The sequence below is a fragment of the Exiguobacterium sp. BMC-KP genome, assembly GCF_001275385.1.
Taxonomy (GTDB): Bacteria; Bacillota; Bacilli; order Exiguobacteriales; family Exiguobacteriaceae; genus Exiguobacterium_A.
On sequence record NZ_LGIW01000015.1, the window covers coordinates 1,895,711 to 1,920,600 of the forward strand.

The window sequence follows — 24,890 nt, forward strand, 5'->3', positions numbered from 1 at the left end:
TTCCTCCTTTATAAGTATGAGTCGGTCGCAGTCACAAGGACCTTCGTCTCTTGTGTGGACTCATTGCGTAGTTGATGGATTTCTGAAGCTTTATAGTAAAGTGTCTCCCCTTGTTTTGCTACGAAAGACTGACGACCAAGCATCAGCGTGACGGTTCCTGCAAGCACATAGACGAATGTCTCAGCACCCGACGGTTCGTATGTCTTGAAGGCTCCACCTGGCGCGAGTGTCAGCAGGACCGGTTCCATCTCTTTTTCGTTCGATTCTGGAATCAGCCATGTGACATGGTATCCTTGCGCTTCATCTGCATACGTCGTGACATCTTCTTCTCCGTAAACAACTTTTTGATTGAGTGTGTCCTCATCAAAGAAATCTTTTGGTGAAATGCCAAGGACTTCAAGGAGGTGAAACAGCGTCTCGATCGACGGTGAACTGATTTCCCGTTCGAGTTGCGAGATATACCCTTTACTCAGGTCTGTTCTTTCCCCTAGTTCCTCTTGGGTCAATCCCTTTTGAAGACGGAGGTTTTTGATTTTTTGACCGATTGAGTACAATCGACGTCCTCCTCTCATCTGCCTAGTTTAGTATAAGATGACTAAAAGTTTACTAATCACGTACCGATTATAGCGTATTTTATTATTTAATCAACTAAAACGTTCGATATTTTTTAATGTTCATTTGACAGCAAGAACGCTTACACCTACAATTATTATCAGGTACTAATTTAAGGAGGAACTTGTTATGCGGATCGCTTGGATCACTGATAGTACAACGATTTTACCGGATACGATCGCTCAGCGTGATGATCTTTCGGTTGTCCCTTTACTCGTCATGAAGGATGGAGAAAGTTTCATTGATGGTGTCGATGTGGATGCAGAAACCGTTTATAGCTGGATTGATGCAAAACACAAAGTGACAACGAGCCAACCTTCGATCGGTAGTTTCACGGAACACTATGAACGATTAAAAGAAGAATATGATGTCGGTTTTGCTGTTCACTTATCAAGTGAGCTGAGTGGAACGTATAGCGCTTCCGTCCAAGGTGCAGAGATTGCTGGTTTCCGCTTGATTGCGATTGATTCCCGTTGTGGGATTTACCCGGCTGGTCAACTTCTTGCGGAAGCCATTGAACTCGTCGAAGCCGGACATTCGATCGAATCTGTCGAACAGATCATTCTTGAGCGTCGTTTCGACCATCATATCGAGTTCACTGTTGCGAATCTCGATCAATTACAAGCCGGTGGACGCATCTCTTCTACAAAAGCATTCGTCGGCAACTTGTTGCAGCTTCGTCCGTTGTTCCACTTCGAGGAAGGAAAGATCGTTCCCTATCAAACCGTTCGGACGTTCAAGAAAGCCCATTCGAAGATTTTCGATCACCTCGTCACGATCATTGAACGAGGACAGGTGACAGACATCTCCTTGTTCCACGCGACAGCCTATGAACTCGCACTGGAATGGAAACAACGCCTTGAATCGCAGTTTGATGTGCGTGTCCGCATTGATGATTTAACGCCCGTTCTCGGTTCGCATACAGGAAACCCAGCCATTGGCATGTCCTTTTTAAATCCAACGAGCCGACCGTGATGACTAATGAAAATGATTTTTGGGTAAACCTTCTTTAGAGAATAAAGGAGGTTTTTTGTTTGAAAAATAATAAATGGATTTGGCTCAACTGGGTCGGCTTCATCTTCACGATTGCCGTGAATGCCCTTGATGGTGGAAAGACAGGACGGATTTCCGACTCGATCATCACACTGTTCAAACCTGCCGGGTATGCGTTCTCAATTTGGGGATTGATTTATACGGTATTACTCATTTGGTTGATTTTGCAATCGATTCCGAAATTCAAGGAACATGAACTCGCGAAAAAAATTGGACCGTGGTTCTTGATCAGTTGTCTGTTCAATGCCGGTTGGATCGTTTCGTTCACATTCGAACTGTTTGTCGTCTCAGTCGTCGTCATTGTCGGTCTATTGCTATCATTGATCGTCATCTATTCAAAAATCGATCGTGAGACGAAAGGGTTACGTTTCAAATTACCATTTTCGCTGTATCTCGGCTGGGTATCGGTCGCAACAATTGCGGACATCTTCTTAACGATCAACGCAGAAGGTGTGACATCTTGGCTCGGAATCGGAGATGCTGGTTGGACGATGATTATGCTCGTTGTTGGTGTCGTCGTCGCTCTTCTCTTCATGTTCGCTAACCGTGATCCGATTTATCCGCTCGTCTTCGTTTGGGCGTATATCGCAATCAATTTCGAGTCCGACAATGGTCTCGTCGATACGACCGTTCTCGGGAGTGTCGTCTTGTTGCTTGCCGGTTATATCTTCCTTCTCGTTCGGATGCGTCGCCAAGTCAGCGTGAGCAAGTGACGTTATTTTCTGCTTCAAACGGCGTATACTAGAGGAAAGGAGTGAATGACTATGAACATCACATTTACACCACCCGCTCAGGAACGGGTTCGCCAATTACGCGGTGAAGTATCCGGCCAACTACACCTCTACTATGATACAGAGGGTTGCGGTTGCGGAAACTCTGGTATTTTCAGCATTCGTATCGTCGATGAAGCGACACCGGAAGACATGACGATCGACTCGAACGTCGGTCCCGTCCTCGTCAAACGGTGGTCGAGCCATTTCCTCGATCAAGAAATGACGCTTGATTACAATGCAGAGAAAAAAGCCCTCATTTTAAAAAGTGATGGTCAATACTTCAATACGAATGTTCTCGTGACGGATCAGACAGGCTGTGTCCTAGCGGTTCGTTCATAAACACAGATGAAAAAGGCAACTTCCATCGTGGAAGTTGCCTTTGTTTGTGTTCGAACAGACAGTTGCTGCGTTGAAAGCTAAATTGCCTGAGTATGATTAAATGTACTGGATGTCTGTCTGCATCGTGCACGAGCTGGTGAAAACCCAGCGCTTTGCGTCCCCCCAGACGTCGCATGCATCGTCCTCGCATGCTTATCTAGTATACGAATGGAAGTCGTATTTGGATTGCCTTATCCGACATTCAGAACGGTATCTTCAATCGTTTGCTGATCTAGATCCTTGACGTGCATCGGTCTACTATAATAGTAACCTTGTCCATAATCACAACCGAGACGTTTCAAGAAGAGATGCTGTTCAAGCGTCTCGACACCTTCCGCAACAACTTCGATTCCAAGACTTTTTGCGAGTTGGATGATCATTTCCGTAATCGCCGTTCCTCGTTCGTCATGCGGTACTTCATCGATGAACGACTTGTCGATCTTTAAGATATCAATCGGCAAATGCTTCAGGTGCGTGAGCGACGATAGACCGGTCCCGAAATCATCGAGGGCAATCGTCAGACTGAGTTGTTTCAGTTCACCCAGCATTGTCATCGCTCGGTCAAGGTTCTCCATGACGGACGTTTCGGTGATTTCGAGCTGTAGTTGCAATTCGCTTCCATTCTTCAAAGAATGATGAACGATTTCTTTAATCATTAAATTATGCGACTCCGACCGGAAGTGCATCGCCGATAAGTTGACAGAAACTTGGCGAATGAAATAATCTTCCTTCTTCCAAATTTCCATCTGAGCAACCGTCTCTTTTAGTACCCACTCGGTTAAACGGTGAATCAGACTATACTTCTCAGCGAGTGGAATGAATTCGGCTGGTGAGATGAAACCGAACTTCGGATGATTCCAGCGAATCAAGACTTCTGCCTGATCAACTTTTCCTGTTGCGAGTGCAATCTTTGGTTGATAGACGAGGGCGAACTCGTTAAAATCGGTCATTGCCCGACGTAAAGAACCGACGATCAATTGCTCTCTTTTATCAGAATGCAAGGAGTCATCATACACGATGAATCGATCTCTTCCTTCGTTTTTGCCGACCCGGAGGGCACTTTCCATTTGGCCAATTCGCATTTCTAACGTTTCTCCCATATCCGGTAGGATGACCCCCATCGTTGCTGTCAAATGGATTGGTTGATCATCTAAGTGAATCGGTTGTCGAATGTCTTCTAAAATTCGTTCGAAAGTAAGAAGTAATTCATCAGTTGGTACTTTTTTGATAAGAAAAAACTGCGTTCCATTATAACGAATACATGCTTCATCTTCTGATAAGGACGCACGCATTCGATCTGCAAACTCACGAATAACGGCATCTCCTTTATCAAAACCAAACGTATCGTTGACCCATTTGTATCCGTCAAGATCGAGTATAGCCATCGCCATCTCGTCTTTAGACTTTCCGTAATGCGTATCAACCTTTATCATGTGATGATCTAACCATCTCCGATTATGCAAGCCGGTTAAATGATCGGTATATGCCATCATTTGTAAAGCACGTCGTTCTAAATGAATATAGAGTCCTGCGATGAAGATTAGAATTAAAAATACAGGAATTGCTACATCGTTTAAAATATTCGATGTAATCGGACTATCTCCAATACGTCCTGCTTGATCGACCGGGATACAAAAAGAGGTTCCAAGCATACCAACGTAATGCATCGAAGAGATAGCAAAGCCCATTACGATTGCAATGGGAATAAGAATTCTTTTTTTATCAACATGTCGTAAACGATGTAAAAGTAATAGTGCAATGTACGCTACAGTAATTGCGATGAGAATAGATAAGGCAAACAAACCCTTTTCATAACGAATCGCGCCACCGAAATCCATTGCCATCATCCCAAGATAATGCATCATCGCAATACCTACGCCCATCAAAGAACCTGCTAAAATGACTTTGTTTCGTGTAATCGTTGATGAGTAGAGCAGATAAAAGGCGATGAAGGCAGATAAAATAGCTGGAATAACGGATAAAAACATTAAAATCCAGTCATAACGAACAGTGACAGATAAAGCGAAAGCACCCATACCGACAAAATGCATTCCCCAAATCGATAGTCCCATCGTCAAAGAAGATAAGAATAACGCTCGTTTCTTTAAAGAAGTTGCCTTAGCCAACCGTCGATTTAATTCAAGCGATCCATACGATCCAATGATCGCGACGAGTACCGACAGTACAACTAAGCCCACTTCATAGTGCTTCGTTAAAATAATCCATTCATTCATTGTATGTGGCCTCTCCTTACAGAACTGACTTTCTTCTTAGTATCGACGGTTATGAAGTATATTTTCAGTCGAAACTTGCATTTCATGTGATTTTATTGATATTTTCTATTTTTTAGTCCTTTTTTTCTTAGTGTAAAACGCACAAAAAAAACGAATTCGCCATAGACGAATCCGTTTATATTTTTTAAATTAGAGTGCAACTGATGCCACGATTTCTCCCGTAGGTTTCGCTAAATCCGGCTCTGGTTCGACAGTAATCGCTACCGCATCGACGTCACCGTTCCCTTTGAGTGGAAATACCGCTGCTGCTTCGCCGTCTTTTTCAATGATACCATTCGCAGTCGGTGTTTCACCTTTGATGGTCCATAATTGATACAGTTCTCCTTCTTTCAAAGGAGGTAGATCTTTCAATTGAACGAGCATATACGATTTATCATTTTGTGTGAACACCATACTAGACCCTTTGATCGATTCGTTACTTTCAAAGTTTCCCATTCCTTTAATTTCATCCATCGCTAGTGTTTCCGGGGTATCTGTACTTTCTTCTTGCGACAGGAAGTAGGCGTTCGCACCAAGTGAAAGAATAAGGGCGGCAGCAATACTCATCAACCAGCCGAGTGGGACACTCTTTTTCTTCGTTTGTTGCTGACGTGCTTGTTTGATGTCTACTGGAGTAGTCATCGGTTCTTCCTTAGGAGACTCCGTCTCTGCTGAACCAAGAACTTCTCCAAGAATACGTGCTTTCATTCCTACAGGAACAGGACGCTCCGGAAGCGATTCAGCGATGGGAAGCATGAGTTCTTCCATTTCTAAAAGCGCTTCGCGACATTCTTCGCACGTCGCAAGATGCGCTTCGAACGCGTCGCGATCTGCTGAAGAGAGTATTCCATTGAAGTAATTGATCAAGTCATGACAACGTTCTTCCATCTCGTTCCCTCCCATCTAATCGTTTTCTTAATGCTTGAATCGCACTTCTGATACGTGTCTTGACTGTTCCGAGTGGTAAGTCAAGTTGATCTGCGATTTGTTGTTGAGTTAGTCCTTGGAAATAGACTAGCTCGATCAAATCCTGTTGTTCCGATTTTAGTTCGCTTACGGCATCACGCACTTCCGCTGCAGTTTCTCGTTGCATGACGGTCCGCTCAACAGGTTCATCATATCCGCCATCTCGTTCTTCAACTTCAATCGTCGGTTGTCGTTTTTCACGACGTAGACAATCAAGAGCCGCGTTACGTGTAATCGTTAAAATCCAAGATGAAAACTTTCCTTTTTGTGTATCAAAATCAACACGACCATTCCAAACTTTCATCCATACTTCTTGAATGACTTCTTCGGACAATCGATCATTATTCGTAAAGCGATAGGCGAATGAAAACAACAATCGCTCGTACTTCTCATACAAAGTCTCGAGTGCCTGTTCATCACCGCTACGCATCAGATGATAAAGCGATTCATCGGATTGAGTATGCATCCTTTTCCTCCTCCTGATATCAGCTTCATCATATAGTATACGAGAGCTAACACCAAATCGTTTTAATTTTCATCAATTTTCTAAGTAAATTCTCCACCACATCCATATTCCCTGATTTCAAGAAAATTATAGCTTAAAATTCGATAGAATTGACAGTAATACCGTTATGGGCATAGCATAAAGGTATTACTCAGACGTTAGTTCTACTATGAAACGGAGGAACACAAATGGATTATGATCGCAAAATGAAGAATCGCGTCAGCCGAATCGAAGGGCAATTACGTGGTATCCTTCGCATGATGGAAGAAGGGCAAGACTGTCGGGATGTTATCACTCAACTTTCCGCTGCTCGCTCCGCGATTGATCGTACGATTGGTGTCGTCGTAAGTTCCAATTTAATTGAATGCGTGAAAGAAGCAGAACAAAATGGTGACGGGCAGACAGAAGAGCTTGTGAAGGAAGCTGTAAATCTTCTGGTTAAAAGTCGCTAATTCGTATAGACAATCAGTCAGAATAGTTTATATCTCAACTCGAAAAAGGGATCAGATTCAATGGAATCCGAACCCTTTTTTACTTTTTAGTATAAAACTTTTAGTTGATCTAAATACACTTTACTTTTAATAGTTGTTCCCTTTTTCGTTGCATCCGTTTCAACAAAATATAGTGATTCGATTTTAATAGGCGTTGGCCATGTCGGATCAAGGGTCGCTTGTACCGTTTTAAATCCTTTCCAATCTACTTTCTTAACGAAATCCACAACATGCCGATTTCCTGAAGCATCTCTGACTTCCGAGCGTAACCAAGGCGCACGTCCATCTCCGTAGACATCAATCGTCAATGCACGGGCAGGAGAAGGAATGATCCATGATGCTTTTTTAATGTACATCGCTCCGTTTTGTTTCTTCCATCCTGAATAATCATATGTCATTTCGAGTGATTGTTTACCGACTGATTTCTGCAAAGAACTGAGACGAACAGAATAACTCGAAACATACGGAGATACTGCTTCATAGACACCCTGTTCGAATGTATCGATGACTTCTTCTTTTTTCATAGCAGAGACGGTAATCGGTAATCGAACCGTCTGCCCCCCGGAGGAGACGATTAATTCTGTTTTCCCGATTTTTTTTGCCAAGAGATTCCCTTTTGTAATCGATGCGGTTGCTCCGTTTGTGACTTGGTAATTGAGTTGCGAAGCAGGGATTACGACACGTCGTCCGTTTAGCCATCCTTCTGATGAAATCGCGAGGCGTTGTCCTACTTTTAACAAGATGGGACGTCCTCCATTGACCGTAAGACCGGTCAAACGATTCGTGATTGGGATCGATACGGTTCGTTTAGCACGATCGACTTGCATCGTACCTGTCCATTTCCCAGGAGTCAGTGGTGCTGTGATTTGCAATCCTTTAACACCTGTCCCTTTCCATGCGATCGATTTCTTTGTCGCATCCACAGGTTGACCATTCGCATCCGTCAGTTTTAATCCAAATCCACTTTTTTCACCCACATATAATTCTTTAGGGGCAGTCAATAAAATGGTCGTCGCTAGATTCGATGGAACATAATGCGTCGCTAAGATTAACCCGTTCGTAATGGAGCGGCTTCTTCCATCTGCTGGTACATTCGCTGTTTTAGGTGAGAATTCTCCTGCGCGTCTAACCATTAACTCAGTCGAACCGCCTCCATCAAATGCGAGAGCTGACGTGACACCTAAACGTTTCATTTGCTCCACTGCTTCAAGCATCGTAATCCCTTTTGAATCAAGACGAGCTTGGTCCACTGTAATGATTTGAACTGTCCCGTTTGATGTTGTACCGATAAGTGTCCGCGCTTTACGAGCAAGCATCAAAAAGCGGTCATGGTTCAATGCTAGGCTGTCTAAACTATATCCAACTCCATTTTGAATCAACCAGTTATATCCAGATACAGCTTCCTGAATATCATTACGCATTTGCAGATTAGATAATTGAACTAGATTTAATTGAGTTGATAACAAACCATTTGATTTTTCTTCTGCTGCTTTAACAAGTGCAAGTAGGGCTGCTTTTTGTTTTCCAAGTCCGACGAGGACAACTCCAGCGTCGGGCAAGCGAATTTCTTTACGGAATGTCGTATCTATTGATTCAACGGTCCATTGATAATTTTTACCGAGTGTGAACGCCGATGTCGCCGATCCTTTTAAATAGACGATCGCGATGTCTTTTTTCATCGCTTCTGACGGCTCAATTAGCTTCAGAATTTTTGAAGCATGATGGGCTGAACTAAAGATACCGATTCGATTTGCTAAGTTCTCGTTACGATTAACTGAATGAATCGTTACGCGCTTCGTATCAGCCATCGCAGATCCGATAATACCGAACGATCCGATTTCTGGTTTTCCTTGTCCATTGATCATGAATGATGGAAATTTTGTTGCAGAATCTTTAACACTATGACTAACAAGTACTTGATTTTGCTGGATTTGAAGTCCAATCGGTAACCCTGAAGCTACTCGATACATATCTGCATTGATTGCCGTTACGACACGTCCCCCGCTTGTTGCCACACGACTAACTTGAGAAGGTAAGGATTCCGTTGCTAATACACGGTCTCGTCCTTTAGTAGTCACCCAGTAGTTACCGGCATCAGGCTGAACCGTTACATGTCGAAATAACTGTGGTGTACCCGAGAGTGTTTCTGATTTCGTCGTATAGGTTACACCTTTTGAAATCGTTTCTGCCTGAATGGTAGAGACAGATTGAAAAAGACATAAAGTTGTTAATAAAATACAAATTTTCTTGAACATAACACACCTCCGTTATATATTATGCCTTTTTTAGTAAATAAATGACATAATTAATTTGGAAGAGGTTTATTTTTATTCATAACAGGTATAGAAAGTAGTTCAATCATTCTTTTTTTTATAATCAGCATGTAAAATCAAGCATACATGACCGTAGGAGGCATCTATCATGACCGTATCTGTATTTATTGATGTCGCGTGTAAGACAGGTGAATCTCCTGTCTACGACGCGAAAACAAAACGTTTTTATTTCGTCGATATTCCGAACCAATTACTCTTTTCATATGATCTTGTCACAGAAGCACTCAAACCGTACACGTTACCAAGTGCCATCACATCGATTGCCTTAACGGATGCACCCGATTTATTACGCGTTACGTCAGAACATGGTTTTGGAACGTTCGATCTCCAAGAAGGTCATCTATCTCTTGAACATCAACTATCGTTACCAGATTCTGACCGGATGAATGACGGAAAACTTGACCCGGCTGGTCAATACGTCGCCGGTAGTATTAATGAAGAAGACGGTAAAACCGCTGGATTATTCCGTCTGCGCCACGATGGGTCCGTTGATGTTTTGCACGAAGACTTAACAAACTCCAACGGACTCGTATGGTCAGAGGATGGTAAGACACTTTATCATATCGATACTCCGACGAAAAAAGTTTATGCCTTTGATTACAGTCCAGACGCCCCTCTTTCGAACAAACGCGTCGCTGTTGATCTCGAAGAGGAAGACGGGTTCCCGGATGGCATGACGAAAGACGCGGAAGGTCACGCTTGGATCGCACACTATGCCGGATCTTGCGTCACACGTTGGAATCTTAAGACAGGTGAAAAACTCGCCCATATCGATTTCCCTGTTTCAAATCCAACATGTCCGATCTTCTACGAGGATCGATTACTTGTTACAACAGCTGCGGACGGGGATGATGCACCACATGCTGGTGCCGTTTTTGCTGTAACATTTGAATGATTCGAGAAGAGGAATCTCCTTTTTACGGGGATCCCTCTTTTTCTACACAATTCATCTAGACGTGTCTAAAAAAACAGACGATACTAAAAAAGAAGCCTATCCTAACTTTTCAAGGAGTGAAGCCAATGCGTGTCACGAAGATCGAACGTTTACATCAACTGCAGACGACCCCATCCTTTTTTCCGGTCAACTGCTACCTCTTTGAAGAAGCAGACAGTTTGACATTGATTGATGCAGGTCTCGGTATCAACGCAAAGGCCCTCTATCACTATATTCGAAAGCAAGAAAAACCGCTCGGTGCAATCATCCTGACTCACGCACATGCTGATCATGTTGGATCGCTCGATTTCCTCGCAAACGCCTTTCCACTCGCTGAAGTCTCTATTAGTTACCGCGATGCTGCCCTGCTCAGTGGAGATGAGACGCTACGAGAAGGTGAAACGACACCACTAAAAGGCGGTATTCCGAAGAACATCAAGACACGTCCGGACCGATTGCTTGAAAGTGGTCAACAAATCGGTAGTCTCAGTGTTATTGCTTCACCAGGTCATACGCCGGGTTCCATCTCGCTTTGGCATGAAGGTAGCCGGACATTAGTTGCTGGAGATGCCTTTCAAACGCAAGGAGGTCTGGCGGTCTCCGGAGATGTGCGTTGGCAATTTCCGTTCCCGGCACTTGCAACATGGGATCCGGACGTTGCACTCCGTTCCGCTGATCAATTAACGGAACTGTCTCCAGATATTCTTGCTGTCGGACATGGTCCACTCTTTCTTGGACCGAGTTACGAAATGCGTCAAGCCGTCGATCGGTTCACCCAAGTATTACAGTCAAAAAAATCATCGCCATTCAAGTAAATGGCTTACACTAAAACATCCGCGAACGTGTTATTGACACGTTCGCGGATGTTTTAGTGTTCAAAGGATTCACCTCTGTTCTGTAACAGTGTATTGATAAATCCGTGCCTCATAGGGACGTAGTTTATTTGGAGCATCTGGATAGTTCGATACTAACAATTTTTTCTCCGGTAAGACGAAAGCGGTCTCCATCGGTTCATCATGAACATTGAGGACGATGCGCCATACCTCTCCGTCTAATTCCCGCTCATAAATATAGAGATACGGATCATGGAGTGCTAAGTCTCGATATGTGCCATAGACCATGATCGGATGATTCTTTCGCATCTGAATCAGCGCTCGATAAAAAGCAAGCACGGACGATGGATCCGCTTCTGCTTGCGCGACATTGATGTCCGTATAATTGGGGTTGACCGCTAACCAAGGCTTCCCATTCGTAAATCCTGCTGCATGTGTACCATCCCACTGCATCGGTGTGCGGGAGTTGTCACGCGCAAGTAACTGCATCGAAGAAAGTACGACCTCTGGGTCCTCTCCGCCAGCAACACGCTCCTCGTAGCGATTTCGAAAGGCGACGTCTTGATAGAGCGACGGATCGGAGAAACGAATCCCTGTCATTCCAATCTCCTCTCCCTGGTACACATATGGAATGCCTGGTAACGTATGCAGCATTAAACCGAGTAATTTCGCACTTTCAACGCGGTATCGTTCACTGCCGAATCGCGTCACTTGTCGCGTATGATCATGGTTGTTGAGAAACTGTGAATTAACACCTAATGGGTATAATACGTCGTACCAGCGTTTTTGAACTTCCTTGAATCGCAAAAGATCCATCGACTCCATATCATCTGCGACTTCGAAGTGAAACAGCGTCCGGAGTTCTTCGCGTTCTTCACTGACATATAACAGACCATCTTCTGGACCAACGAACGGAATCTCACCGACCGTGAACAAGTCTTTCCCGGCAAGAACGTTCGCGTGCATCTCTTGTAGAAAATCATGTACACCAGGTTGATTGCCTAAGTACGATAGATCGAATGGATTCGTCACATCTTCGAGTGTCCGCTTCTTAATCAAATTGATGACGTCCATCCGGAAGCCGTCGATGCCTTGAGCAATCCACCAGTTCATCATGTCGTAAATCGCTTGCCTCACAGCCGGATGTTCCCAGTTCAAGTCAGGTTGCTCTTTCGCAAAGGAATGAAAATAGTATTGTCCGCGCTCTTCACTCCACGTCCAGGGACTCTGTGCAAAGTACGAGCGCCAGTTGTTTGGTGGCATGTCTTTCGTTCCATCTTTCCAGATATACCAGTCTTCCTTATCATTGATTCGGTCGCGCGACTGGCGGAACCAGTCGTGCTGGTTACTCGTGTGATTAACGACTAGATCCAAAATGATCTTTAGTCCACGCGCATGTGCCACTGCAATTAATTCCTGTAGATCCCCCATCGTCCCTGCTTTTTCCATAATCTCGTAATAGTCTGCGATATCATAGCCATTATCGACGTCCGGAGAACGGTAACAAGGATTCAACCAGACGACATCGACACCGAGTGACGCGATATAATCAAGCTTATCGATGACACCTCGTAAATCACCGATACCATCTCCGTTCGAATCCTTAAAACTACGCCAGTAGACTTGATAGACGACCGCCTCTTTCCAGTTAGCTCGCTTCATCTCTTCACTCCTCTCCCTATTCTTTATTCCCGCTCCACTTATCTGTACCTGTATATCAGATAATTTTTTTGAATTTCGAAAAAGTTCTTTTCTTTTGACTGAATATTCGTTATCCTTGACGACAATACCACGAAGGAGGCACACATCTTATGAAACATTTCGCTCCATCCATCGCCATTGACCGGCTTCCTGCTCCCGTCTTCGCTGAACTTGCGAATCGGATTGGTGCTGTGAAAGCTGCCGGACACGATGTCATCACACTCGGTCAAGGAACACCCGATCAAACGACGCCCGTACATATTCTCGACGCTTTGAAACAGGCGATCGATGAGCCAACGAACCTTCAATATCCACCGTTTCGTGGACATGATTTTCTAAAACAAGCTGTCGCGCGATTTTACGCAAGCGAATTTGGTGTCACGATCGATCCGGCAACGGAAGTCGCGATTCTTCTCGGTAGTAAGGCAGGAATCGTCGCCTTACCGCAAACGATCGTTAACCCTGGGGAAGGTGTCATCGTTCCGGATCCCGGATACCCGGATTACCTGTCTGGTGCTGCACTTGCCGGTGCATACCCGATCACCTTACCGTTGCTTGAGAAAAACGACTTCTTACCGGATTATGATTTGCTCGATACGACAGACGTTGAGCGTGCCCGGATGTTGTTCCTCAACTATCCGAGTAATCCAACTGGCGCCACGGCAACAGCGGAAGCCTTCGAACAAACGGTCGCTTTCGCGGATGCGAACGATATTTGTGTCGTCCATGACTTAGCATACGGCGGTATCAGCTTCGATGGTCCGACCCGAAGTTTCTTGCAAACAGAAGGCGCAAAAGACGTCGGCATCGAGCTATTTTCGCTCTCAAAACGCTTTAATATGTCCGGCTTCCGGATTGCCTTCGCAATCGGAAATCCGTCTGTCATCTCAAGCATCGAGACGTACCAAGAACATCTCTACGTCAGTGCATTCACACCGATTCAACATGCGGCGACCGTTGCCTTAACGAGCGAACAGACATGCGTCCGCGAGTTAAGTAATCTGTATGAAACTCGCCGCGATGCGTTGTTCGCAAAACTCGATGAAATTGGATGGAGTGGACCACGTCCAGGCGGTTCATTCTTCGTTTGGCTTCCGGTGCCTGAAGGATACACATCCCAAAGCTTCACCGATCACCTGCTTGACGAAGCGCACGTTGCCGTAACCCCGGGATCGTTCTTCGGTGAATACGGAGAAGGTTATGTCCGAATTAGCTTGATTGCTGATGTCGAACGGTTGGAGGAAGCCATTGACCGAATCGGAACGCTCAACCTGTTCCGGACGCCTGTTGCGGAATAATTCTGAAAAAACATTTGACAGATGGGAATCATTTCCGTTAGAGTAAATCCCAACAGCATAACTACTTATCGAGAGCGACCGAGGGATTAGGCCCAACGACGTCCGGCAACCACCTATTAGGAACGGTGCCACATCCTACAGAATGGATTCATTCTGAGAGATAAGTTACGAAATCTTACACTTTCGTCGCTTTTTTCTGGTTGCTCTGCTACTAGGAAAAAGCGACTTTTTTTGTATGAGGAGATGAGCGGATGATTGAATTCAAACACATTACAAAACGGTTCGTCCGAGACCGGACCCCGATTTTTGCATTACGGGATGTCGATTTGACGATTCAAAAAGGAGAGATCTTCGGCATCATCGGTGAATCCGGTGCCGGTAAGAGTACGTTGCTTCGCCTGATCAACGGACTCGAGCATCCAACACAAGGAACGATCAAGGTCGACGGTGTCTCGCTCGGTGGGATGTCTAAAGCGGACTTGCGCCAACTACGACTGCGGACCGGAATGATCTTTCAACACTTCCAATTGATTCAATCACGTAACGTCGCGGATAACATCGCTTTTGCACTCAAGTCAGCTGGTGTGAAACGCGCCGATTTCCCAGAACGGATTCGTGAGCTCGTTTCGCTTGTCGGACTCGAAGGATTTGAAACGAATTTCCCGAGTCAGCTGAGCGGTGGGCAGAAACAGCGCGTCGGGATTGCCCGGGCACTCGCGAACAATCCGACCGTCCTGTTATGTGACGAAGCGACATCTGCCCTTGACCCGGTCACGACGCTGCAGATTTTGGATTTGTTGAAAGATTTGAATGAACGACTCGGTCTAACGATCGTTCTTATCACCCATGAGATCGATGTCGTCAAACAGATTTGCCACCGCGTCGCCGTCATGTCGCAAGGAGAAGTCGTCGAAGTCGCTTCGACCTATGACTTGTTCAGTCAAGCCAAACATCCGGTCACACAACATTACGTCGATACGGCACTACAGATTGAACTGCCGGAACGCATCTTGCAAGCGACACCCGGAAAAATCATCCGTTTACAGTTCACAGGTGAGAAAACTGGTGAGAGTACACTATCAGAAGCCATTCGGCGTTACGATATCTCGGTCAGTATCTTGCACGGGAAGGTCGACTACATTCAAGACGTCGCCTTTGGTGTCCTGATCGTCAGTTTGACGGGATCATCCGACCAAATCGCCCCTGCCCTTGACTGGCTCGCAACTGAACTTCATGCACTCGAGGTGATTCAGGATGTGGCTTGAACGTATTCAAATGATGTTACCCGAGCTCCTGAAAGCACTCGGTGAGACGGCATGGATGGTCGGAATTTCTCTTACATTCGCATTGGTTGTCGGGATTCCGCTCGGGATTATTTTGTTCGTCACCGATCGTGGTCTGTTCTTTCAAAACGTTGCTATCCGACGTGTCCTTGACTTCGTCGTCAACATCGTCCGGTCATTGCCGTTCATCATCTTGCTGGTTGCCCTTATTCCTTTAACGAAACTGTTACTCGATAATACGATTGGTCCGACGGCCGCGTCCGTCAGCCTCAGTGTCGCAGCAATTCCGTTTCTCGCACGACTCGTCGAAACGTCACTGCGTGAGATTCCACCTGGTTTGATCGAAGCCGCTGAAGCCTGTGGCGCAAAACCGTTACGGATCATCGTCAGCGTTCTCTTACCGGAAGCACTCCCAGGGATTATTCAAGGCATCACCCTGACAACGATCAGCCTGATCGGCTTCTCGGCGATGGCTGGCAATGTCGGTGGTGGAGGTGTCGGTGACCTCGCGATCCGATTCGGTTACTATCGCTACGATAATGTCATCATGATCGTCACGATCGTTGTCCTCATCGTCATCGTTCAAAGCATTCAAGCACTTGGCAATCAACTGGCGCGAAAAACAGATAAACGCTAATCATACATACAAAGGGAGAGTGGAATCATGAAAAAACGATATGCCTTTTTAGCCACAGCCTTACTCGGTGCAGGAGTCCTCGCAGGATGCGGAGACAGCAGTGCGGACGAAAAAGACAAGACAATCAAGATTGGCGCGACGAGCGGTCCGTATAGCGACATGGTCAAACAAGCGATTCAGCCGCAACTCGAAAAGAAAGGCTACAAAGTCGAAATCGTCGAGTTCAGTGATTATATCCAACCGAACATCGCACTCGGTAGCGGTAATATCGACGCCAACTTGTTCCAACACTCGATCTATCTCAAGACATTTTCTAAAGAAAAGAACCTCGACTTAAAAGGCTTGATCACTGTTCCGACGGCACCGATGGGACTGTACAGTAAGACAGTGAAGACCCTCGAAGATGTCAAGACGGGCGCTGAAGTCGCAACGCCGAACGATCCGACGAACCAAGCACGTGCGTTGAACTTACTTGCGGAACAAGGCTGGATTGAACTAAAGCCGGACACTGATCCATTGACGGTTTCTGAAAAGGATATCGTCAAGAATCCGAAAAAACTCGTCATTAAACCACTCGAGGCAGCGCAACTACCACGCGCCATCGAGAGTGTCGATATCTCAGCTGTTCCGGGGAACTTCGCACTTGCTGCGAAATTCGACTTACTCGATGCGTTAGCGCTTGAGACGATGGACGAACAGTACCGTAACCTTGTTGCTGTCCAAACGAAAGATGCAGACGCACAAGTCGCAAAAGACTTGAAAGCCGCTGTTGAATCGGACGCTTTCAATACAGTCATCGAAAAATCATTCAAAGGCTTCAGTAAGCCTGAATGGGCGAACTAATCAAAAAACATCCGGATGTTAGAGAGACGACCTCTCTACAACCTGGATGTTTTTATTAGAATCGATACCACATCAGTTCTTCGTCATGATACATATCTCCGATTTTCAGTGCCCGTGGTTCGATCGCGTATGATTCAAAACCGAGCGATTGATACAACGCTTTAGCAGCTTCATTCGTCTGGACGACCGAAAGATGGACTTGCTCGATTAAAGGATGCTCTTTTAATATCTGTAGGGCTTCTTGTACGAGTCGTCGTCCAATCTGCTGTTTTCGGACGCGTGGCGTGACGTACATCGCAAACAGATTCGCTCGATGTCGCACCTTGACCGGCTCTAGGCAGACGATGGTGACGACACCAACGAGTTCTCCTTCATGAAAGGCACCGAACGTCGATGCCTGTTCGCTTTCAAGACGAGTTGCGTACTGTTCGACCGGTCGATCCTTTTCTGCTTCGTAATCCGAACCGAATGCCTCCGGATGGTTTCGTAAGGCTTCTAACCGCAGTACTTTATAAAGAGCTGCATCTTCTGCACTTAATTGACGTATTTCCATCATTTCCACCTCCTGCTTTTAATATAGAATAAACCAACTCATGAAAAAGAGGACGACATCATTACATGTCGTCCTCTTTTTACGTATTTAAGGTCTCCGGAAATTGATCGTAAAGTATGGCGCATTACTTCGAAACGCCACACCGACATCTGCTTGCTTATACTCTTTTTTCAAAATGTTATCCCGGTGCCCTTTTGAATTCATTAAACCCCAGTGTGATGCGAAAACATTCGGATATCCCATTGATAAATTTTCACCAGCATAGCTGAACGTAATACCTTCACGCTTCATCCGGTCAAACGGATCACGTCCTTGCGGATCCGTATGCGAGAAGAAGTTATTCTTCGCCATGTTTTCGCTATGTCCGCGTGTCACTGGCTTTAATGCCGTGTACGGAGCTAATGGATTCAGCTGATAGTCAGCCCGTTCCCAGTTCATCAAACGAAGCATCAGTTTTTCATCTGTCGTTCGTAACGTATTCGAAGCGGTGCCGTAGAACCCTTTTTTCTTCGCTTCGACGTCTTTTGGAATCGAAAGCGTCGCTTTGACCTTATTGCCGTCATGCTGATCAAAGAAGTATGTCACGTAATTGCCCTTCTTCTCATAAACAGCTGCATGATCTAAATTCAACATATAATTCGTATTCCCTTTACGATAGGACTTCACTGCGGTCCAGCCCTTTTTCTTTAAAGACGATTCCGTATCTTTATTCAAGATCGCACCTTGCGTCGTTATACCGTTTTTAAACCGGTACTTCCCGTATTCTTTCCCGTCTTTCGTCAACGATACGAATTCTTCGCTGGACGTCCGCCTGACTTCCCAGTCATAACCTGGATATTCACTGCTATATCGATCAATCAGCTTGCCACCGCTTTTAGGATAATCGGCTTCTGCCTGTTCCATTGGAATGTTCTCGTAACCGAAAAAAGCTACTGCTGCTACTCCGATGATCAACCATTTTTTCATGTCTTCGTTTCGCCTCCTTTAATCATTACCTTTATTTTAAAAGAAAATGATTCTTTCGAACAGCCATTGGCTCTTAATTGTCTAAATCACATCTTGTGTCCACAAATTCGACACATTTCATGATAACGTTCCCACATTAGTAAAATGCTTTAGTGAAGAGGATTCTTAAAAGCATTTAGTACATATACTAAACCATCTTTCCCTTTTCTTAAAATGTGTGAACATTCTTTTATTTCGTCATTTGAGATTTTTGATTGCTCTCGGAATTCCTACTCGGTATCATTAGAACTCGTAAGCCAAACTTTCAATGCTTTTCCAAATAACATAATGAAATGAAGGAGTTGACCTATGGTTTTACTGTATTTCATTTATGAGTCCATCGCCTTTTTACCAATTCAGCAATACTTATTTTCTGGATGGATGATTCTCGTAGCTTTGACCGTATCGTTTAGTTTAGCTAATGCGCACGAAGATGTCCGACTGAATCAACGCCTCGGTTTCGAATTACTCGTTCCCGGTTCTGGAATGTTACTTTCTAAAAAATTCATTCCCGGTCTTGCCATCATTCTATTTTTGATCCTGATCCATTTCACGTATATGTTCCGCGTTATTCCTCTTCCTATCGCTTTAATCTCAACTCTCTCGATTAGTATGCTTTCTCTTTTCTCACTTTTTGTACCGTCACGCAAAAAAGCGGACCATTAAGTCCGCTTTTCATCATTTCGTCCGATTACTGATATTTTTTCGTTTCTTTTAATTGGCACAGATTAACAAGCTCTAACCAAATCGTTTTACCTTTTTTCGTCTTCACTTGAATGTATGGTCGATCTTGCGATACACGTAGTGCGAGTAACTCACCTTGTTGTTCTCCAGTCGTTCCGCTCGCTTTTAACCAATGACGGCCAAGTTTCCATTCGAGGAAAATATGTTTTCCTTTTTGAACAGCACGCCACTTTCCGTTTTCTGCGATTCCTTTGACTGGTACGACCGTTTCTGCACCTTGAATCGAGATGATCGCCGGATCATGATCACTCGCGCTACCGTCTGCTTCCATATACTCCGAGTTGATATTGACGATATCAGAAGACGTGTATCGTTTTAAGTTATTTGAGATCAAGATGTGGTCAAGTACTTGCGCATTTCCGTTGTAGACATAAGAGTAACGCTCCGATTCCGGAAGATCATCGACCGTATTCCACAGATTCTTTCCTTTTAGGATATCCAACGTTTCTGAGAACTGGAAGTCGTTCAAATCGCCAAGGACAACGACGTTTGAGCCTTTGACTTCTGTCTTTAATTCAGAGACAAATCCTTGGACGATATTCGCGATTGCGTGACGCTGGACTTCACTCTTACGTACAACTGGTTGGTTTTTACCGAAGTCAGCTCCGTCGCCACCTTTTGAGTTGAAGTGGTTGACGATGACATGGTACGAATCACCGTTAAAGAGGAATTCTGCGACGAGGGGTTTCCGCGAACTTGCGAAGTTCGGATCCGTCGGCTGAATGCGACCTGGGTTTTTCGTCAGCTTACCGTTTTCAACCGCAACGGCTTCCGTCGCGCCACCCTTTTCACCTGGCGCGAGTGAGACCCGCGCTGGATTGTAAAGGAATCCGACACGGATGTTTCCGCCTGGCTGTCCGCCATCCTTCTTATCTTCAGGTGCGATGTCCGTATAGGCATACCGAACGCCTGTTTTCGCTTCGATTGCTGCGATTAATGTCTCGAATGATTTCGATGCATCGACTGTTCCGCTGTCCGTTGCACCATCGTTATCCTGCATCTCCGTCAAACCGACGATGTCTGGTGTTTTCAGGAATGTTGCGATTCCTTCTGATACACGATCGACTTTCCCAGCATCCGCTGTTGATGCAAAGTTCTCGACGTTGTACGAAGCGACTGTTAAACGTGATTCACCCGTTTTGATGTTCGTTGGTTGACGATCTGCTTCACGCGCAACGAGTGGCGGAAGGTCAGCCGCTTTTGCAAGTACTTTATAAGCTGAATAGTTGTAGCTCATGACACCTTCGATTGTTCCGTTGAATGTATCACCAGCTTTCGCACGGTACGACGAGCTTCCCATCTCAACGAAAAGACGTTCTGGGTTGACGTTGTCTTTCGTCAGAATCGGTGTTCCTCGTTTCGTGTAGACCTTATCTGCTGTCTGCGTTCGTACTGGAATCGTTCGGTTCGCCTGTGGACCTGTGACGATCGCGTTTGGTAATGCGACACGCATACCTTCTAAGCTTTCATACAAATCGATCGCATCTTCTTTTGGATCAAACTGAGCGAAAGAATCATTGTCGACGACTTGAGTCGGAATCAAGACGCCTTTATCACCAAGGACGATACTCGCCGGTAATCCTTCGTTGAGCGCTCCCTTAACGAGATTGACTGTGCTGATTTCAGTGACGGCAAGATCCGTATCGGCTTTATCGCTGTAACCGCCAAGTAACCACTCTTTGACGTATCCTGTCGTCGCGACCTGTTGTCCAACGGCAGCACCATGATTTTTTGCATAGACGAGAATCCCTTCCGATGTCCGGCTGTCGTTATCTGGATTCGGATCTTGCATATAGAAGTTGTTTGCATCGACGACATACGTGACGACACCTGTCGTCCGGACGAGTTGATCTGCATAAGGGGACGTATGCGCAACACCTTGAATGTTACTGATTTTCGTGATCGGCGGTGCGATATAATACTTGAACGTCGAAACAGCGGACGTTTTACCATCCTTGACGGCAACTGCTTGGATCGTCACTTCGTCATTAATCGTGATCGGTGAAGAGTAAACCGGACTCTCGACAGTTGGTGTTGAGCCATCAATCGTATAATGAATCGTTCCTTCGCCTGACAATGTCACTTGATCCCCACGTTCGACTTCACCGACTGGAGAAGCCGTTGGTGCTGCAAGAATGTCTCCCGCTTCTGTCTGATGACTGCCGAGATTCGTCAAGGTATCAACAGGGAAGCTTGTCCACTGCGACGGCTCGTACGTCTTAGCACCAGACGTGATGCCTGAGTTACGGACGAGTGTCGTATCTTTTGCGAAATCCGTTGATGAACCGATTGGTCCGATGATATCAAGGACGACGTCACCCTTTTTCAATGCGATCGGATCATTTCCATTGAAGTTCAATGACCCCGTCGTCAATTGTGCTTTTGCTTTGATATCCGCGTTCGCACTCGAGTTCGCGATGACGAACGTCTTACCTGGATCGACTTTCCCCGATAGTGTAATTTTCGCTTCCGTTGGTCCACCGTTCGTATATTGAACGAGAGTATAGTCTGCTAAGTCAATGATTTGCCCCGACCCATTGTATAGCTCGATTGCCTTATTATTGCTTGTTCCTTCTATGTACTCAGACAAGATGACGCCTTCGCCTTCTGCCCCGACAAGACCCGCTTGTGGAAGGATTCCTGCTGTTAATACTCCGGCCAATGCCCACTTTCCAAACGTACTGCCGTATTTCATGATGAGACCCCCTATTGAATTTTCTGACACTTCTTTATAATATCAGATTATATTCTCAAGAGTGTATATTTTTCGTAAAAAAAGATACCATCCTTCGTAAATGAAAGAAATGGTATCGCTTACAACTTTTTATTGTTCGTCTTTGTGACTTTCGTACCACTTTTCGGCTTGCGACGTCGCAATCGGAATTGCTCGCCCTTCCTCATACCCTTCTTCTAGTAAAGCGTTCGCGATCTCGATCGCTTTTTTTCGAAGTGGCAGATCGAAGTTCTTGAACGAATCCGGATAGTCGTTTTCATTCCATGGCATGTCGTCACCCCCCTCTTTCAGCTTTACCCGAAAAAAGGCACAAAAAAAACGCCTCATCAGCGTGTCGTTGTTTTTGGTTGTCATGAGAATCGAGGATTACAGGTGATCAAAACACCTGAAACGACGAAAGCCCTACCTCTCTTTCGTTGTTACGGCTCCTTGGCCGCGCCAGCTGAATCAAGCATTTTAGCAAGAATCGTGATGCGTCTGCAATGGACGCATGATACTGGGATTTTTAGAAATAGCTCGGGAATGAGCGGAAAAGTATCGATTGGAAGGTTTATCTTGCTGGGTCAACTTCTCCTCGTAGTATGAAGAAGGACAAAATAAAAGCGATGACTTATGTCTGACTCATTTGTCAGTAGCGGTCTAAAAATCCTGACCTGTCGATTTAATTGTATGATATGGATTGAAGATTCTCACATGAGTGATCATCCCCGATTCATGACTTTTAATAATATAGCACACATTTCTTTATAAAGTCAATCTTTCTTTCGAAAAATCGTTTTCGTTCTGCCTGGAATCGGTATTGCACCTGTCGTCAAAGCCGAGTATCGTGAAGAAGACTTATTACTATAGAAGAAACGAGGGAAATCCATCATGTCGAATCGACTTATCCATGAAACGAGTCCCTACCTATTACAACACGCACACCAACCCGTGGATTGGTATCCATGGGGAGAAGAAGCTTTTCTTGCAGCGAAGGATACAGGAAAGCCGATTTTTTTATCGATCGGTTATTCGACGTGCCATTGGTGCCATGTGCTCGCCCACGAAAGCTTCGAGGATGAAGAAACGGCACGTCTCTTAAACGAACGTTATATCTCGATTAAGGTCGACCGCGAAGAACGTCCTGATATCGACCACCTGTATATGACGGCAGCTCAAGTCATGAATGGACAAGGTGGCTGGCCACTCAGCGTCTTCATGACAGCGGATCAAAAACCTTTTTATATCGGCACATATTTTCCGAAGACACCTCAGTTCAATCGCCCGAGCTTTCGTCAGGTGACGCTACAACTCAGCGAACAATTCCGACGTTCACCGGATAAGATTGCACAAGTCGGACAGAATATGTCACAGACGCTTCATGACGTATTGCAGCCCGCTTCATCGACTAGCACTTGGGATGAATCGATCATTCACGACACCTTTGATCAAGCGATGCGGCAATTCGATCGGCAACACGGCGGATTCGGAGAAGCACCGAAGTTCCCTTCGCCTACCCTACTCCGTTTCTTACTTGATTATTACCAGTTCGCAGAAGATGAGACGGCACTGCACATGGTCATGCGCTCATTGATTGCCATGCGCGACGGTGGAATGACGGATCAAGTCGGCTACGGTCTGTTTCGCTATACGGTCGACGCCAAGTGGGAAATTCCTCACTTTGAGAAGATGCTCTACGATAACGCTTGGTTCGCGACGTTATGTATCGAGACGTATCAAGTGACCGGACAAATCCGGTTCCGCCGCTACGCAGAAGAAGTCCTCTCGTTCACAGAACGCGAATTGACCGCATCAGACGGCACCTTCTATGCTGCACTTGATGCGGATAGCGAAGAGGGCGAAGGTCATTATTATACGTTCACGGCAACAGAACTTTCTGACTTACTCGGACCGGATGCACTGTTCCCGCGCTTCTATCATGCCTCGCCGTCCGGAAACTTCGAAGGACGGAACGTCTTTTACCGGACAGGACGAACGCTCGAAACGTTTGCACGTTCCGTTGACCTGTCGCCTGCTGAGACGGCAGCGCAACTCGAACACGAGCGGCAGCTTCTCCTTCACGCACGAAATGAACGCACGCGTCCGTTCCGTGATGATAAGCGCTTGACGTCTTGGAACGCGATGATGATTTCAGCATTCGCAAAAGCTGGTCGTGTCTTTAGTGAACCTCATTACACGAATGTCGCAACGCGTGCTATGACGTCGCTCGAGAACGTCGTCCGGACTGAGAATCAGCTTGCGGTTCATTACCGCGAAGGACAAGCGACCGGGCACGGATTTCTTGACGACTATGCTTACTTGATCGATGCACATCTTGAACTGTTCCAATCGACACGACAGGCGCTGCATCTGAAGGAGGCTTTAACACTGGCTGATGTGTTACGCGATCAGTTCCAGACAGCAGATGGTTATTTTTATTTAACCTCTTTGCGCTCTGATCAGCTACTCGTTCGTCCGCTCGATCTGTATGACGGTGTGACACCTGCCGGAAACAGCGTTGCCTTGAACGCTTTCTTTACGCTCAGCCGCCTGACCGGGCGTCTCATCTATCAGGAAAGTGCTGAACGAGCTCTCGCAGCCTTAACAGAAGAAGTCCAGCAACAACCGACCGGCTTCGCCTCACTCGTTAGTATCTTCACCTCTCGGCAGATGGAACCGAAGGAGTTGATTATTCTGATTCCGGAAGAGTCAGACATTCCGATCGAAATCCATCAGCTTCAACAGATTCGACTACCGGAAGTCGCTTTGTTGATTGGAACGAAACAGAATCTTCTACCGCTCGCTCCATTTCTCGTAGATTATCCTGAACCAATAAAACCGACCGCATATCTTTGTCGTGACTTTGCTTGCGAACGACCAACAACCGATCTTCAAGAACTCCTCGCACGATTCGATATATGACACTTTACCCTCTTGTTTAAAAAAACAGGAGGGTTTTTCA

22 protein-coding genes and 1 riboswitch are annotated in these 24,890 nt (G+C 45.6%); of the genes, 12 read left to right on the forward strand and 10 right to left on the reverse strand.

What is annotated here, in order from left to right:
* Positions 1–8: 8 nt before the first annotated feature.
* Complete coding sequence (locus ADM98_RS15565) at positions 9–554, reverse strand: helix-turn-helix domain-containing protein (protein WP_082318576.1); 546 nt, start codon at positions 552–554, stop codon at positions 9–11.
* 187 nt (positions 555–741) lie between these two features.
* Between ADM98_RS15565 and ADM98_RS15570 the strand changes: the two genes are divergently transcribed.
* From ADM98_RS15570 to ADM98_RS15580, 3 genes are read left to right on the forward strand one after another with little or no spacing between them, the layout of a single operon-like run.
* Positions 742–1,587: a DegV family protein gene (locus ADM98_RS15570; protein ID WP_053454273.1), complete on the forward strand. Its 846-nt coding sequence runs from the start codon at positions 742–744 to the stop codon at positions 1,585–1,587.
* 59 nt (positions 1,588–1,646) lie between these two features.
* Positions 1,647–2,378, forward strand: a complete 732-nt coding sequence (locus tag ADM98_RS15575) for a hypothetical protein (RefSeq protein ID WP_053454274.1) — start codon at positions 1,647–1,649, stop codon at positions 2,376–2,378.
* Positions 2,379–2,429: 51 nt separating this feature from the next.
* Positions 2,430–2,777 carry an iron-sulfur cluster biosynthesis family protein gene (locus ADM98_RS15580; protein ID WP_053454275.1) on the forward strand — a complete coding sequence of 116 codons (348 nt, stop codon included), beginning with the start codon at positions 2,430–2,432 and terminating at the stop codon, positions 2,775–2,777.
* A 230-nt stretch (positions 2,778–3,007) separates the two neighbouring features.
* On the opposite strand, the gene ADM98_RS15585 is transcribed toward ADM98_RS15580, so the two are convergent.
* The 3 genes from ADM98_RS15585 to ADM98_RS15595 form a co-directional block, all read right to left on the reverse strand.
* On the reverse strand, positions 3,008–5,050 hold the full coding sequence (locus tag ADM98_RS15585) for a bifunctional diguanylate cyclase/phosphodiesterase (protein ID WP_053454276.1): 2,043 nt from the start codon (positions 5,048–5,050) through the stop codon (positions 3,008–3,010).
* Positions 5,051–5,239: 189 nt separating this feature from the next.
* On the reverse strand, positions 5,240–5,977 hold the full coding sequence (locus tag ADM98_RS15590; protein ID WP_053454277.1) for an anti-sigma factor: 738 nt from the start codon (positions 5,975–5,977) through the stop codon (positions 5,240–5,242).
* Complete coding sequence (locus tag ADM98_RS15595; RefSeq protein ID WP_053454278.1) at positions 5,958–6,521, reverse strand: RNA polymerase sigma factor; 564 nt, start codon at positions 6,519–6,521, stop codon at positions 5,958–5,960. The genes ADM98_RS15590 and ADM98_RS15595 overlap by 20 nt, the downstream gene beginning before the upstream one ends.
* Positions 6,522–6,748: 227 nt before the next feature.
* Between ADM98_RS15595 and ADM98_RS15600 the strand changes: the two genes are divergently transcribed.
* Positions 6,749–7,012: a metal-sensitive transcriptional regulator gene (locus tag ADM98_RS15600; protein WP_035410294.1), complete on the forward strand. Its 264-nt coding sequence runs from the start codon at positions 6,749–6,751 to the stop codon at positions 7,010–7,012.
* A gap of 86 nt (positions 7,013–7,098) precedes the next feature.
* On the opposite strand, the gene ADM98_RS15605 is transcribed toward ADM98_RS15600, so the two are convergent.
* Positions 7,099–9,306 carry a phosphodiester glycosidase family protein gene (locus ADM98_RS15605; RefSeq protein WP_053454279.1) on the reverse strand — a complete coding sequence of 736 codons (2,208 nt, stop codon included), beginning with the start codon at positions 9,304–9,306 and terminating at the stop codon, positions 7,099–7,101.
* Positions 9,307–9,472: 166 nt separating this feature from the next.
* Here ADM98_RS15605 and ADM98_RS15610 point away from each other — a divergent pair, with 166 nt between their 5' ends.
* Both ADM98_RS15610 and ADM98_RS15615 read left to right on the forward strand, forming a co-directional pair.
* Positions 9,473–10,279 (forward strand): SMP-30/gluconolactonase/LRE family protein, encoded by an 807-nt coding sequence (locus tag ADM98_RS15610; RefSeq protein ID WP_053454280.1) that lies wholly within the window; start codon positions 9,473–9,475, stop codon positions 10,277–10,279.
* Between the two features lie 125 nt (positions 10,280–10,404).
* Positions 10,405–11,133, forward strand: coding sequence for an MBL fold metallo-hydrolase (locus ADM98_RS15615; RefSeq protein WP_053454281.1), 729 nt, complete (start codon positions 10,405–10,407; stop codon positions 11,131–11,133).
* A 69-nt stretch (positions 11,134–11,202) separates the two neighbouring features.
* Here the strand turns inward: ADM98_RS15615 and ADM98_RS15620 are convergent, their stop codons facing one another.
* The gene (locus ADM98_RS15620; RefSeq protein ID WP_053454282.1) at positions 11,203–12,813 is read right to left on the reverse strand and encodes an alpha-glucosidase; all 1,611 of its coding nucleotides are present in this window, start codon (positions 12,811–12,813) and stop codon (positions 11,203–11,205) included.
* A 149-nt stretch (positions 12,814–12,962) separates the two neighbouring features.
* Here ADM98_RS15620 and ADM98_RS15625 point away from each other — a divergent pair, with 149 nt between their 5' ends.
* From ADM98_RS15625 to ADM98_RS15640, 4 genes are all read left to right on the forward strand, one after another.
* On the forward strand, positions 12,963–14,150 hold the full coding sequence (locus ADM98_RS15625) for an aminotransferase class I/II-fold pyridoxal phosphate-dependent enzyme (protein WP_053454283.1): 1,188 nt from the start codon (positions 12,963–12,965) through the stop codon (positions 14,148–14,150).
* 62 nt (positions 14,151–14,212) lie between these two features.
* Positions 14,213–14,317, forward strand: a riboswitch (SAM riboswitch).
* Positions 14,318–14,401: 84 nt separating this feature from the next.
* Positions 14,402–15,415 carry a methionine ABC transporter ATP-binding protein gene (locus ADM98_RS15630; RefSeq protein ID WP_053454284.1) on the forward strand — a complete coding sequence of 338 codons (1,014 nt, stop codon included), beginning with the start codon at positions 14,402–14,404 and terminating at the stop codon, positions 15,413–15,415.
* Entirely contained in the window at positions 15,405–16,070 is a 666-nt protein-coding gene (locus ADM98_RS15635) for a methionine ABC transporter permease (RefSeq protein WP_053454285.1), read from the forward strand. Before ADM98_RS15630 ends, ADM98_RS15635 begins: the two co-directional genes overlap by 11 nt.
* Positions 16,071–16,097: 27 nt before the next feature.
* The gene (locus ADM98_RS15640; protein ID WP_053454286.1) at positions 16,098–16,913 is read left to right on the forward strand and encodes a MetQ/NlpA family ABC transporter substrate-binding protein; all 816 of its coding nucleotides are present in this window, start codon (positions 16,098–16,100) and stop codon (positions 16,911–16,913) included.
* A gap of 55 nt (positions 16,914–16,968) precedes the next feature.
* Here ADM98_RS15640 and ADM98_RS15645 read toward each other — a convergent pair whose 3' ends face one another.
* Positions 16,969–17,466: a GNAT family N-acetyltransferase gene (locus ADM98_RS15645; RefSeq protein ID WP_053454287.1), complete on the reverse strand. Its 498-nt coding sequence runs from the start codon at positions 17,464–17,466 to the stop codon at positions 16,969–16,971.
* 87 nt (positions 17,467–17,553) lie between these two features.
* Positions 17,554–18,432: a CAP domain-containing protein gene (locus tag ADM98_RS15650; protein ID WP_053454288.1), complete on the reverse strand. Its 879-nt coding sequence runs from the start codon at positions 18,430–18,432 to the stop codon at positions 17,554–17,556.
* A 348-nt stretch (positions 18,433–18,780) separates the two neighbouring features.
* Here ADM98_RS15650 and ADM98_RS15655 point away from each other — a divergent pair, with 348 nt between their 5' ends.
* The gene (locus ADM98_RS15655) at positions 18,781–19,137 is read left to right on the forward strand and encodes a hypothetical protein (RefSeq protein ID WP_053454289.1); all 357 of its coding nucleotides are present in this window, start codon (positions 18,781–18,783) and stop codon (positions 19,135–19,137) included.
* Between the two features lie 25 nt (positions 19,138–19,162).
* On the opposite strand, the gene ADM98_RS15660 is transcribed toward ADM98_RS15655, so the two are convergent.
* Entirely contained in the window at positions 19,163–21,910 is a 2,748-nt protein-coding gene (locus ADM98_RS15660; RefSeq protein ID WP_053454290.1) for an FN3 associated domain-containing protein, read from the reverse strand.
* Positions 21,911–22,039: 129 nt separating this feature from the next.
* Positions 22,040–22,219 (reverse strand): hypothetical protein, encoded by a 180-nt coding sequence (locus ADM98_RS15665; RefSeq protein ID WP_053454291.1) that lies wholly within the window; start codon positions 22,217–22,219, stop codon positions 22,040–22,042.
* Positions 22,220–22,819: 600 nt separating this feature from the next.
* Here ADM98_RS15665 and ADM98_RS15670 point away from each other — a divergent pair.
* Entirely contained in the window at positions 22,820–24,850 is a 2,031-nt protein-coding gene (locus tag ADM98_RS15670) for a thioredoxin domain-containing protein (protein WP_053454292.1), read from the forward strand.
* The last annotated feature ends 40 nt before the right edge of the window (positions 24,851–24,890 follow it).